The sequence below is a fragment of the Christiangramia marina genome, from assembly GCF_048285865.1.
GTDB lineage: Bacteria > Bacteroidota > Bacteroidia > Flavobacteriales > Flavobacteriaceae > Christiangramia > Christiangramia marina.
On record NZ_JBLVTK010000001.1, the window covers coordinates 1,220,008 to 1,232,950 of the forward strand.

A 12,943-nucleotide genomic window follows, 5' to 3' on the forward strand; every position below is an offset into this window, starting at 1 on the left:
CAAATGAATTTGAGTCTATCGATGTGATTTCTTTACCACAAAATATCAAAGATGCGGTCATGACAGATTATATTGACGCAGTAGCCAGCGAAGCATGGGTAATGACCAAAGATGATGAAACTAAGGTTTACAAACTGAACCTGGATGTAAAAGGCGAGCAAAAGCAAGTTTTTATAGATTCTGATGGAAACTGGCTAAAAGAAGAAGATATTGATTAAAAAGTTCTGTCTGTTATATGAGATCCCAACTCGAGACAGATTGGATCACCTATGAAGATTGAAAACTTAAAGTTTACAGAATTGGTAGCAGTCGGCTCCATCCGGATGCAACAACCATAACAACTAACACTAGATCCATTTCTGTAAATTTGAAAGTTCACGATGAAGATCTGATCAAATGGAAACCAGTTACTTGCAAAGTTGAAATTTTGCAGGCTACCTAAAGAGGCTTTTTCAAAGCCTCTTTTTTTATGCTTTCTTTTAAAACCATATGAGTTAAAGATTCTTACCTTTGCAGCTCACTAAAGTTATTCTATGTCTAAAGTTCTGGTCGTTGAAGACGATGTTGCCTTCGGTACTATGCTTAAAACCTTTCTTGAGAAAAGAGAGTATAAAGTTGAGCTGGTATTTTCTGCTTCAGAAGCATTCAATAAAATTGAAAAAAGCAATTTTGAACTTGTACTTACCGATGTTCGCCTACCAGATCATGATGGTCTTGAAATCCTGAAAAAAGTTAAGACGAAGGATGCCGCGACCCAGGTTATTGTGATGACCAGTTATGCTGAAATAAGTATGGCGGTAAATGCCATGAAAGAAGGAGCCTTCGATTATGTTTCAAAGCCATTTCGACCAGAATCCATCTTACAGACTATAGAAAATGCACTACGAACCAAGGTGGTAGCGCCAAAAGAAGTTGCTTCGAAACCAGTGAAGAAAGCCAGCAAAGCCAGTTCAACAACACAAAGACTTGATCTTGTTGAGGGCGTTAGTGAACCTTCCCGAAGACTTGCCGATTATGTCGAACTGGTATCCCCAACAAATATGTCGGTTTTGATCACTGGTGAAAGTGGTACAGGAAAAGAGCAGGTCGCGAAAAGCATTCACCTGGAAAGTAAAAGACGAGATGCGCCTTTTATCGCCGTAGATTGTGGGGCAATCCCTAAAGAGATCGCTTCCAGTGAATTCTTTGGTCATATTAAAGGTTCCTTTACTGGCGCGATAAACGATAAAACTGGTCATTTTGAAGCCGCTAACGGAGGAACTTTGTTTCTTGATGAGATCGGAAATCTTAGTTATGAACTTCAGGTACAATTATTACGTGCGCTTCAGGAAAGACGTGTAAAGCCTGTTGGTAGTAATAATGAGATAGAAGTAGACATTCGTGTGGTAACAGCAACTAATGAAGATCTCTCGAATGCAGTAAAAGAAGGTGATTTTCGTGAAGATCTTTACCATAGACTTAATGAATTTTCTATAAAGATCCCGGCACTTCGCGAGCGTAAAGAAGATTTGATGCTATTTGCGAATCATTTTCTTGATGAAGCTAACAAAGACCTGGAGAAAAATGTGCTTGGCTTTACAGATAAAGCGATAGATGCATTTAAGAATTATAACTGGCCTGGTAATCTTCGTGAACTTCGGAACATGGTGAAAAGAGCCGTACTGCTAACCCAGGAAGATCTAATTCCGCTAAAAGTTTTACCTCATGAGATCGCAACTTCCAGTCGTTCTACGGAAAATGATTACGGCTTGTTTAAGAATAAGAATGAGGAACAATTAATTCTTGATGCTCTTGAGAAAACCGACGGTAATAAAAGTAAAGCCGCCAGAATGCTTTCTATAGATAGAAAGACGCTTTATAATAAGCTGAAGCAGTACGGGATCAAGCTATAATTTTCCCTTCGATCTCTTTTACTAGCCGTTCAAGCTGTGCCTGAAGGCTTATGAATTCAGTTTCATTTATATTTTTCCTTTCTTCAAGTTTTAGTAGATCTGGCGTGATAGTAAGTGCCTGCATTTGTTTAAGCATTGGTAGCATTCTATGAGCAGTTTTGCCCAACTCATCCTCGTTCTGAGTCTCCCATGCCGATTTTAACTGAACCATACTTTCTCTGGTTCCCTCAATAAAGGCCCGAAGTATTTCTTTAAAGGCATGATCATCTTTACCAGCAAATTCATAAATCTCAGAAAGATCGTAAAGTCCTGTTTGTAGCTCTTTAGATCCTTCCTGTACATTACTGGAAACTGTTTCTTTGTGTTCCAAGTCCAGCACTTCAGCAATGGTATCTTTTAAAGTTGAAGATTTATAGGGTTTAAGTAATTTTTCATCGAAACCGGCATCCATATAGACTTGTTTCTCAAGATCTGTACGACCCGATAAAGCGATAACAGGCAGATGCATGATCTCATCGGTACCGCGAATAGTCTTAATTAGTTCAAAACCATCCAGCACTGGCATTTGAATATCGGTAAGAATAAGATCATATTCTTTCCCATTTATCTTTTCCAGCGCGATCTTACCATTTGCCGCCGTATCAATTTCGAATCCCATAGCTCTGGATAGTTCTACGGTAAGGGATAATTGTCCAGGTTCGTCATCTACTACCAGCGCCTTTAATCCTGAAGCAGCATAATTTTTTTCTGCAATAATATCAGCAGATTCTTCGAGCACTTCATTGGTAGACTGGTATTTTTCTACAGGAATGTTAATGATAAATTCACTTCCTTCTCCGGGTTCACTTTCTACTCTTATATCACCTTCTAACAAATGTGCCAGTCTTCTGGTTATGGCCAGGCCTAGACCGGTGCCGCCAAATTTCTTTTCAATGCTATTATCTTCCTGGGAGAATTCCTCGAAAATACTATCCTGTTTTTCTTTAGAAATTCCGATACCTGAATCCCTGACTCTTAGTTCAAGAATTTCCTGATTCTTCTTTGGTTTTACGAGACTTGCAGCGATGACAATGCTTCCTTCTTCAGTGAATTTCCAGGCATTGGAGATCAGGTTTGCCAGGATCTGTTTTATCCGGAATGGATCGCTTACCAGCTGTACCTGCGCTTCCGGAGCAACATTCATCTCAATGGAAACATTCTTGGTTCTTTCCGCAGGAATGATATTATTTACAGTATCCTCGATGAGTTTTTCGGGCAGAAATGCGAGTTTTTCTATCAGCATTTTTCCCGCTTCAAGCTTAGAGAGATCCAGTAGATCATTGACCAGTCTGAGAATAAATTCTGAAGATTTTTTGATCTGCTTTAAGTAATATGCCTGCTTTTCATCAAGATCAGTTTTTTGTATAAGATCTGTATATCCCATCACGGTGGTCAATGGGCTACGCAGATCGTGAGTGATCGCGGCCATGAACTGTTCCCTGCTGGCCAGTAATGATTCTGCAAAATTCTTGGCTTCTTCCAGCTGCACCCTGTAACGCTGACTTCTGGTGATATCACCAATAATATTGATGATAAAATAGAGAATGATCAGGATGATTATACAGCTCCCAATTAGAATGATCGTGGAAGTTTTGTCCAGCATATTCTGGAATGTCTCTGCACGTTCTAGGGAATTTTCCCGTTCCGTTTTCTCTAAATTAGATAGCAATTCCTGTAATTGCTGATTCAGAATCATGTCATTATTAAGCAACTCATTTTCCTTCTGAACCACCTCATTTTGAAACTGTCGGTTAGCGAATTCAAGGTCGGTTAGTACTCTCTTTACAGATCTAACCAGCGAATCCAAACGTTGAGTAGTAATATTTTCGGCATTATCTTCTCTTGAATATTCCAGCCACTTTACCAGCACATCCTTCTGGTAAGATTTTAAATTTCTGAATCTGTTCTCGTAATTGTAATCCTGAAAAGACTGGTCAATATTCCGAAGTTCTCCAAGTGCTTTCCGGTAATAATTGGTATTCCTGTCGGTATCTCGTAAAGCAACCAGTTCCTTCAGGTTTTCTGTTTTTTGTTCCAGAAGTTGGTAGATACTGTCGGCTTCATCTTCAAAATCAAGCTCAGTATAACTTTTCTCCAGTTCATCGATCTTGGATTTAATACTAGCAATTTGAGTATTGTAAAGCTGTAGCTCTTCCTCATTCCCGGTTTGTATCAAACGCCGGCTTGTATTTTCAGATTCATTGAGGTTGGTGGAAATCTCGGATACCAGGATGAGCTGTTGTGTATTTTCAGTATTTGTCTGGGCAATTTCAGAATAGGTGAGCACCTGGTTATAAATATACCAGACGGCAAGCCCGGCGAGAATGGAAACAATCACATATCCTGCAACAACCTTTACTGTTAAAGAGCGTTTCGTATTTAGCATAAATTTCCTGTGTGCTTAAAAATCTTTATTCCCAATTTTCTTCAAATGTATTGCATTTCTAAAAAAGCATATTACATTTGCGGCATAATCTCATAAGGGGTGCCTTTACGGGCTGAGATCATACCCAATGAACCTGGGCAGGTAATGCTGCCAAGGGATACGCATGAAAGTGCGATGTATGTACTCCTGTTATTACCATGTTGGTGATCTCAGGATTTTTTATTTTATAACTAAATCAAGAAAGAATAATTGCCCCTTTTATTCGTAGAAAATTTTGCGAATGAAACATTTATTATCTTTTGTGGCGCTGCTGGCAATTTCTCTTCAGGCCTATGCACAGGATTACAAACTTAGTGGTATCGTAACTGAAAATGGAAATCCTATCGATGGAGCTTCAGTTTATCTGCAAAGCACAGGCTCTGGAACTTTAACCAACGAAAATGGTTATTATGAGCTTCAACTTTCAGAAGGAAATTATACGCTTATCTTCTCCTTCGGAAATCAGAGAAATAGAACTGTAAATCTAACCGGAGACACAACTTTAAATATTGATCTTGCCGGAGCGCAGGAATCTCTGGATGAAGTATTTTTATCCTCTGTAAGGGTGACCGATGAATCTCCAATTACCTATAGCAATTTAAGCAACGAAGAAATTGCCGACAGGAATCTTGGACAGGATATCCCAGTACTTATGAGCTATATGCCCAATGTGGTTACCACAACCGATGCCGGGAATGGGGTTGGTTACACGGGAATTCGTGTTCGTGGTAGTGATGCTACCAGGGTGAATGTAACCATTAACGGCGTGCCATATAACGATTCTGAAAGTCAGGGAACTTTCTGGGTGAACCTGGGAGATTTTGCTTCTTCCGTAGAAAATTTACAGCTACAGCGTGGTGTGGGAACATCCACCAATGGAGCCGGAGCCTTTGGTGCTAGTCTTAACATCCTTACAGATGCTTACAAAGAAGAAGCTCAGGGTGAGATCGCGAACAGTATCGGCTCTTACAATACATTTAAGCATACTGTCAAATTTAGCACTGGTCTTATTAATGATCATTTCAGTTTTACGGGACGTGCTTCAAAAATTAGAAGTGATGGTTATATAGACCGTGCAAGTAGCGATTTGAAATCATACTTTCTTCAAGGATCTTTTGTAGATGATAACACACTTATTAAAGCACTTACATTTGGTGGTAGCGAAAGAACATATCAGGCCTGGTATGGTATCGATGCTGAAACACTAGAAAATGACCGCACTTTCAATCCGGCAGGAATCTATACCGATGAGGATGGGAATACGAAGTTCTATGACGGGCAGACAGATAATTATAAACAGGATCATTACCAGTTACTATGGAACCAGGATTTTGGATCTAACTGGTCTACAAACCTTGCCCTGCACTATACCTATGGTCGTGGATATTATGAGGAATATGAAGAAGATGCCGATCTTCAGGAATTTGGTCTTCCCTTATTCATGTCTAATGGAGAGGAAATTTCATCTTCAGATCTTGTAGGAACCAAATGGCTGGATAATAATTTCTACGGAACTGTTTTTAGCGTGAATTATGAGAATACAAATTGGGATCTTACTCTTGGTGGAGGATGGAACAAATATGAAGGTGATCATTATGGCGAGGTGATCTATACCAGATTTGCGAGAAATAATGACCCTTACGCACCATACTATTTCAACCAGGCAGATAAAACCGACTTCAATATCTACGGAAAAGCAAACTTTGCAATTACTGAAAAACTTGGAGGTTATTTAGATCTTCAGTTAAGAACCGTGAACTATGAAACCGATGGACTTCTGGATGACCAGACCCGATTTTTAAACGATGATAACTTTAGTTTCTTTAATCCGAAGGCTGGGTTAACCTATCAACTAAATGAAGGTGACCAGTTCTACCTATCTTACGCGCGTGCTCATCGTGAGCCAAGTCGTGGCGATTACGAAAATGGAGATCCGGAACCTGAGGAATTGAATGATTTTGAACTTGGATGGAGACATCAAAGTACCAATTTCGTTTTGAACACTAACCTTTATTATATGGATTATCAAAATCAGCTGGTGCTTACCGGTGGTCTTGATGATGTTGGGGCGTTTATTCGCCAGAATAGCGGAAATTCTTACCGACTGGGACTAGAGTTAGATGCAACAGTTAGAGTGACAGACAATTTTAATATTCGACCAAATGTTGCCTTAAGCCGGAATAAGAATGTGGACTTTGTTTCTCCTTTCGATGGAGAACTGGTAGTCTATGGAGATACAGATATTTCTTATTCACCAGAAATCGTTGCCGCGAATATGCTGGAATATTCACCGGTTAACGGGCTGGAACTTAAATTTCTCTCTAAATATGTTGGGGAGCAGTTTATGAGTAACGTGGAAGCAGAAAATTCTAAACTGGAGAGCTATTTTGTGAACGATTTTAATGTTCAATACACCTGGGATAAGGCCTGGATGTTCCGTGAGATCGTGCTTACAGGATTGGTAAATAATATATTTGGAGAAGAATATGTGTCTAACGGGTATTATTACACCTATGATATTTCCAGCGATACTAATCCATCTGGAGTGCAAACCTTTGACGGAGCCGGATATTATCCACAGGCAACAACAAACTTCTTACTTGGCCTTACATTGAAGTTCTAAATCAACTTTAATGCATTTTTGCAGCCTTCTTTTCAAATTGTAGGGGTTTGAAGAGAAGGCTTTTTTTTTAGTTGAAGATCTGCAGTACGTTGCCAGACCGCTCAACTCTATATGGTTTCATACCATATTCACCTTCTCCTTCTGAAAGTTGTCCTGTGATCACATTATAAGAATTATCATCACAGTTACAATTTGCGATCACTCCATTCAGGGTCATGGCAGAACAGGATCTTGGCGGGTGATTTGGATCACTTAGTTCAAAAGCGACAAATTGATCGTTGTTGATATTGTATATAACCACACCTTTCACTCCATAATTGTAGGTTGCGTAAGCGTTTCCTGGAAACTGCAGATTGTTATATTCAGGTAAAGATAAATTCACCTGAAACCTGAAATTTAGATCGGCAAGATTTGGGTTGTTATTAAAGGAATCATCAGACCCGGAACAGGCTGTAAGTAGTACATAAACAGTCAATAGACTTAGTAGTTTCTTCATGTAAATTGTATTGAGGCGAAAATAATATAATTGCTCCAAAAGATTAAATTTCTTACATTTGTTCAAAGAAATCCCGTTATTCATGGGATTTTTTTAATTAATAATGTAATAGTTTGAACCCGGAGCACTAAAAATTTGTAGATCCGGGCTTTTCCACGTCGTGGAACCATAAAAATTACCAGATCATTAAGCTATTAATTCCGCAATCTAACCATGGTTATTTCCGCGGAATTTTAAAACGATAAAGTTATGAGTAAAGTATCTTATTACACCCCTGAAGGCTTGAAAAAACTCAGAGATGAGCTCAACCACTTAAAAGATGTAGAAAGACCAAAGGCATCAAATGCAATTGGTGAAGCGAGAGATAAGGGAGACCTTAGTGAAAACGCTGAATATGATGCTGCCAAGGAAGCCCAGGGATTATTGGAATTGAAAATTTCCAAACTGGAAGAAGTTATGGCTAACGCACGAGTGATCGATGAATCTCAACTGGATACTTCCAAAGTGCTGGTGCACTCGCATGTAAAGATTAAAAACCAGACCAACGGAGCAGAAATGACTTATAAGCTGGTCGCACAAAGCGAAGCCGATCTTAAATCTGGAAAGATCTCTGTAGATTCTCCAATTGGTAAAGGTTTACTTGGTAAAAAAGTAGGTGATACTGCTGAAATTCAGGTGCCTAACGGTACAGTTACCTTTGATGTAATCGAGATCTGGAGAGAGTAATAGTTCACTACAGTTAAAATATAGTCCTTTTCTTTCATCTTATTTTTAAGATTTAAGAAAAGGATTTTTTAATTTTAAGGCAAATCAACCATTCTAATATTATGTCAACCTTATTTACAAAGATCGTTAGAGGAGAAGTGCCAGCTTATAAAGTAGCAGAGAACAGTCAGTTTCTTGCATTTCTCGATGTGAATCCTAATGGAAAGGGGCATACCCTCTGCATTCCGAAGAAGGAAGTGGATAAGATCTGGGATCTTGAGGAAGAGATCTACCAGGAATTAATGCGTTTCTCCAGAAGTGTTGCTCTTGCACTTGAAAAAACCGTTCCCTGCAAAAGAGTGGGAATGGCCGTTATTGGACTTGAGGTACCACATACCCATGTTCATCTTATTCCTTTAAATACCATGGATGAAATGAACTTTTCCAACAAAGTGAAAATGACTGAAGAGGAATTTCAGGAACTTGCAGATAAAATTCATGCGAACGTAGAGCTTTGAAAGAAATCGCAGATTATAAACTGAGTCTTGAACTTAGGATTGACTGGAGCGATCTGGATATGTATCAGCATGTGAATAACATCACGTTCATGCGCTTTCTGCAAAGCGGAAGAGTCAATTTCTGGGAGTCTACCGGTATCCACGAGTTCTATCAGAAAACAAATAAGGGAACCATGCTGGTGTCTACGAATTGCGATTTCAAGCGACCTTTACATTATCCGGGAGTTGCCCGAGTTCTAACCAAACTTGATAAGGTAGGGAATAGCAGTTTCTCTCTAAGCCACTTGATAATGAACAATGAGGATCAGATCTGTGCTGAAGGTCTGGACACAGTAGTCTGTTATGATTTCGATAAGAACTGCACTTTCCCGGTTCCAGTTTGGTTAAGAGAAAATATAAGCCAGTATTAGATCTTTTTGAGACTTATCTGGAAAGTCGTGCCTTTCCCAAGCTCACTTTTAGCAACCTTGATCTTACCCTGGTGATATTCCTCTATAATTCTTCTGGCTAAGGATAAACCGAGTCCCCAACCGCGTTTTTTGGTGGTTTGTCCAGGCTCGAAGATCACTTTAAATTTGTTCTTGTCTATTCCTTTTCCGGTATCTGTAATATAGATATGTGCCTGCTTCATATCCTGCTTGATCTCGATCAAGAGTTCTCCTTTTCCACGCATGGCATCTATCGCATTCTTGACCAGGTTTTCTATGGTCCAGCTATACAATTGTTCGTTGAGCATAACCCAGATTGGTTGCCTTGGAGTTTGTATGCTGAAATCAATAAGATTGGAACTTCTCAATTTCAGGTAGTCAAAACTTTCGCGGGTAGCTTCTACAATGTTTATCTCCTTTAAGTTTGGTGCAGAGCCAATTTTTGAAAATCTCTCAGTAATTGTTTGTAAGCGGTCAATATCCTTTTCCATCTCCTTGATATAAGAAGGATCCACATCTTCAGATTTTAAAATTTCAGTCCAGCCAATTAATGAGCTAAGCGGAGTACCGATTTGATGGGCGGTTTCCTTGGCCATACCCGCCCACAACTTATTCTGTTCACTATTCTTTGTAGTGGTATAAAAGAAGTAAACGACCCCAATAAATAGAAAGCCTATAAGCGTAAGCCCAATAGGGTAGTATTTGAGTTTATTAAGTGCGGGTGAATTTCCGTAGTATAAATTCTGGATCTGCCCTTCTCCAAGATCTACGGCGATTGGTTCATTCTCTTCTTTTAACTCAATTAGATATCCCTCCAATCTTTCACGATCTTCCAGGATCACCGGGTCAATATTCGTGGTGTATGCGATCGCTCCATCCTCATTGGTGTGTATGATGGGTATCGTGGTATTATTGTTCAGGATCTCAAGGATGAGGCTAAGATCAGCATCTTCAGGAGCGGCACTTAGTTCTTCCTGCGCCTGGGCCCAGATATTCATTTTAGCTCTTTCGTCTTCCTTAAGCCGTTGAAAAAAGATGCTGGTGTTCCAAAGGACCAACGCGGTAACCACAAGACAGGAAAGAATGATAAACCAGCGATTAAAGCTGCGTTCGTCGGGTAGATTCATGTATTACTACGGCTTTATAGAATAAATATAAGCGTTTTAAAATGATTTTTATTGTAATGCTTTGGCTTTTCATTCCCTCTACATTTCTTTATCTTTGGCGAAAATAAAGTATATGTTCAGTATAGAGCCAAAAGATATAGGAACAGGTAAATTACATCAGTATTTACTTGGGTCTATTGGACCAAGACCTATTGCTTTTGCAAGTACCATAGACGAGGAGGGGAAACCAAATTTATCTCCTTTTAGTTTTTTCAATGTTTTTGGCGCAAATCCTCCGGTTCTTATTTTTTCTCCTGCAAGACGGGGACGGGACAATACGACCAAGCATACTTTTGAGAATGCAAAAAAAGTAGATGAGGTGGTCATCAATGTGGTAAATTACGACATTGTTCAGCAAATGTCACTTTCCAGTACGGAGTATGGGGAAGGTGTAAATGAGTTCGAGAAAGCCGGGCTTACAATGCTAAAATCTGATCTGGTGAAGCCATTTCGTGTTGCAGAATCTCCGGTCCAAATGGAATGTAAGATCGTTGATATCATAGAAACCGGGACTGAAGGTGGAGCGGGAAATCTTGTGATCTGTCACGTGGTCAAGATCCATGTGAAGGAAGAAGTTCTGGATGAAAACGGTTATATTGATCAGTATAAGATAGACCAGGTAGCCCGTATGGGTGGCAATTGGTATTCAAGAGCCAGAACGGGAATGTTCGAAGTTCCAAAACCGCTTTCAACTTTAGGAATTGGTGTCGATGCAATGCCGGAAGAGATCAGAAACAGTAAAGTTCTAACTGGTAACGATCTTGGGAAACTTGGAAATGTAGAATCCTTGCCAGATGAAGCCGAAATTCAGAATTTTAAGAAGCACGAAGCTGGAGTAGCTGAATTAGTTGAAAAAAAGGATCAGGATAAAATTCATAAACAGGCGCAGCGCTATCTTGACCAGGATGAGCCAATGAAAGCCTGGAAAATATTATTAGCAAAATAGAGATAAAATGGAAGTACAGGGAAAAATCAAGTTAATAGGAGATACAAAGACCTTCGGAAATAATGGATTTCAGAAGAGAGAAATGGTTGTGACGACAGAGGAGCAATATCCTCAGCATATCATGATCGAATTCGTTCAGGATAAATGTAGTCTTCTGGATGCTTTTAAGGTAGGTCAGCCAGTAAAGGTTGGTATCAACCTTAGAGGTAGAGAATGGGTGAGTCCACAAGGGGAAACTAAATACTTTAATTCTGTACAGGGTTGGAGAATTGAGAACCTTGCCGCGCAACAGCCATCTGGAGGTAATGTGCCGCCACCAGACCAGTTCGAGCCAGCAAGTGATTTGAACGAAGAGGATTACGACGATCTACCTTTCTAAGGAGAAGTCTTATAAAAATTAAAAGTCCGGTGATTATTTCATCGGACTTTTTTAATTTCATCAAACAATTTTGAGTAGGTGTATTTTATAGGTCCGGGACAAAAATTTCCTCCAGTAGAGCTGGCAGATGAAGATGGTTTTCTTGCAGTCACGCGGGAACTCAGTATTGATCGAATACTGGAGGCCTATCACTTAGGGATCTTTCCATGGTATAGTGAAGGGCAGCCTGTTTTATGGTGGTCACCAGATCCCAGAATGGTGCTGTTTCCTGAAGAGCTGAAGATTTCCAAAAGTATGCGTCCTTACCTGAATAAAAACAAATTTCAGGTCACTTTCAATCAGGATTTTGAGGCGGTCATTGATCACTGCGGAAAAGTTTTCAGAAAAGATCAGGATGGTACCTGGATCACTCCTGAAATCAAGAGATCTTACTTGCAGTTACACCGAATGGGAATAGCCATTTCAGCTGAAGTATGGGATGAGAATAATCTGGTTGGAGGTTTATACGGAATTTATCTTCGGGAGAAAAAATTATTCTGCGGTGAAAGTATGTTTGCCAATGTGAGCAATGCTTCCAAGTTTGGGTTTATAAAAATGGTTCAAAAACTTCAGGAAGAAGGCGTACGTCTAATAGACTGCCAGGTGTATACAGATCATCTTGCCAGCCTGGGAGCACAGGAGATCCCGAGAGAAGAGTTTCTTAGTTATCTAAAGTAGCAACTAATAGTTTCTAAGTTTTCATCTTTTCACCAAGTTTCCTGATCTCATCATAACGAAAACAATCGATTTCATGATCATTCACCATTCCGGTTGCTTGCATATGTGCATAGATTACCGTGGAGCCGGTAAACTTAAAACCGCGTTTCTTCAGGTCTTTTGATAACTTGTCGCTGATAGTCGTGGTCGCAGGTACTTCCCTATAATTAATCACTTTATTCTGTATTGGAGTACCATCCACGAAGTTCCAGATATACCTACTAAAACTGCCAAAATCATCATGAATTTTGATGAATTGTTGTGCATTATTCACGGTGGCTCTAATTTTCAATTGGTTCCTGATGATTCCGGTATTTTCCATTAGTTCCATGATCTTAGGTTCTTTATACAAAGCGATCTTTCTATAATCGAAAGCATCAAACGCTTCCCTGAAATTCTGCCTTTTTCTTAATACTGTGATCCAGCTCAATCCCGCCTGAAAGGTTTCAAGGCTAAGAAATTCAAATAAATTTTGGTCATCAAGAACCGGAACTCCCCATTCCTGGTCATGATAAGCTTCATAGAGCGCATCTCCTTCACACCAGCCACATCGTTTTGGTTCTGCCATTT

Annotated in this window: 12 protein-coding genes and 1 pseudogene; 9 read left to right on the top strand and 4 right to left on the bottom strand. The window is 39.7% G+C overall.

Annotated features, from left to right (window positions below):
• Both ACNKXS_RS05705 and ACNKXS_RS05710 read left to right on the top strand, forming a co-directional pair.
• Positions 1-218 (top strand): annotated as a pseudogene (locus tag ACNKXS_RS05705) (hypothetical protein); the annotation flags it as partial.
• A 315-nt stretch (positions 219-533) separates the two neighbouring features.
• A complete protein-coding gene (locus ACNKXS_RS05710; RefSeq protein ID WP_417920008.1) occupies positions 534-1,892 on the top strand; it encodes a sigma-54-dependent transcriptional regulator in 1,359 nt (452 codons plus the stop codon).
• Here ACNKXS_RS05710 and ACNKXS_RS05715 read toward each other — a convergent pair.
• Positions 1,882-4,317 (bottom strand): hybrid sensor histidine kinase/response regulator, encoded by a 2,436-nt coding sequence (locus ACNKXS_RS05715; protein ID WP_417920009.1) that lies wholly within the window; start codon positions 4,315-4,317, stop codon positions 1,882-1,884. The genes ACNKXS_RS05710 and ACNKXS_RS05715 overlap by 11 nt on opposite strands.
• A 280-nt stretch (positions 4,318-4,597) precedes the next feature.
• On the opposite strand from ACNKXS_RS05715, the gene ACNKXS_RS05720 reads away from it, so the two are divergent.
• Positions 4,598-6,979, top strand: a complete 2,382-nt coding sequence (locus ACNKXS_RS05720; protein WP_417920010.1) for a TonB-dependent receptor — start codon at positions 4,598-4,600, stop codon at positions 6,977-6,979.
• Positions 6,980-7,046: 67 nt separating this feature from the next.
• On the opposite strand, the gene ACNKXS_RS05725 is transcribed toward ACNKXS_RS05720, so the two are convergent.
• Positions 7,047-7,475 carry a Rieske (2Fe-2S) protein gene (locus tag ACNKXS_RS05725; protein ID WP_295178685.1) on the bottom strand — a complete coding sequence of 143 codons (429 nt, stop codon included), beginning with the start codon at positions 7,473-7,475 and terminating at the stop codon, positions 7,047-7,049.
• A gap of 249 nt (positions 7,476-7,724) precedes the next feature.
• On the opposite strand from ACNKXS_RS05725, the gene greA reads away from it, so the two are divergent.
• From greA to ACNKXS_RS05740, 3 genes are all read left to right on the top strand, one after another.
• The gene (gene greA / locus ACNKXS_RS05730) at positions 7,725-8,201 is read left to right on the top strand and encodes a transcription elongation factor GreA (protein ID WP_299152314.1); all 477 of its coding nucleotides are present in this window, start codon (positions 7,725-7,727) and stop codon (positions 8,199-8,201) included.
• A gap of 101 nt (positions 8,202-8,302) precedes the next feature.
• Positions 8,303-8,698, top strand: coding sequence for an HIT family protein (locus tag ACNKXS_RS05735; RefSeq protein WP_295178679.1), 396 nt, complete (start codon positions 8,303-8,305; stop codon positions 8,696-8,698).
• Positions 8,695-9,108 (top strand): acyl-CoA thioesterase, encoded by a 414-nt coding sequence (locus tag ACNKXS_RS05740; protein WP_417920011.1) that lies wholly within the window; start codon positions 8,695-8,697, stop codon positions 9,106-9,108. Before ACNKXS_RS05735 ends, ACNKXS_RS05740 begins: the two co-directional genes overlap by 4 nt.
• On the opposite strand, the gene ACNKXS_RS05745 is transcribed toward ACNKXS_RS05740, so the two are convergent.
• Positions 9,105-10,253, bottom strand: a complete 1,149-nt coding sequence (locus ACNKXS_RS05745; protein WP_298526619.1) for a sensor histidine kinase — start codon at positions 10,251-10,253, stop codon at positions 9,105-9,107. The two genes, ACNKXS_RS05740 and ACNKXS_RS05745, sit on opposite strands and share 4 nt — an antisense overlap.
• A 112-nt stretch (positions 10,254-10,365) precedes the next feature.
• On the opposite strand from ACNKXS_RS05745, the gene ACNKXS_RS05750 reads away from it, so the two are divergent.
• The 3 genes from ACNKXS_RS05750 (at position 10,366) to aat (ending at position 12,334) form a co-directional block, all read left to right on the top strand.
• A complete protein-coding gene (locus tag ACNKXS_RS05750; protein ID WP_417920012.1) occupies positions 10,366-11,238 on the top strand; it encodes a flavin reductase family protein in 873 nt (290 codons plus the stop codon).
• Positions 11,239-11,245: 7 nt separating this feature from the next.
• Positions 11,246-11,617: a DUF3127 domain-containing protein gene (locus ACNKXS_RS05755; protein ID WP_295178663.1), complete on the top strand. Its 372-nt coding sequence runs from the start codon at positions 11,246-11,248 to the stop codon at positions 11,615-11,617.
• Between the two features lie 78 nt (positions 11,618-11,695).
• Positions 11,696-12,334 carry a leucyl/phenylalanyl-tRNA--protein transferase gene (gene aat, locus ACNKXS_RS05760; RefSeq protein WP_417920013.1) on the top strand — a complete coding sequence of 213 codons (639 nt, stop codon included), beginning with the start codon at positions 11,696-11,698 and terminating at the stop codon, positions 12,332-12,334.
• 13 nt (positions 12,335-12,347) lie between these two features.
• Here the strand turns inward: aat and ACNKXS_RS05765 are convergent, their stop codons facing one another.
• Positions 12,348-12,941 (bottom strand): DNA-3-methyladenine glycosylase I, encoded by a 594-nt coding sequence (locus ACNKXS_RS05765; RefSeq protein WP_417920014.1) that lies wholly within the window; start codon positions 12,939-12,941, stop codon positions 12,348-12,350.
• Positions 12,942-12,943 lie beyond the last annotated feature (2 nt).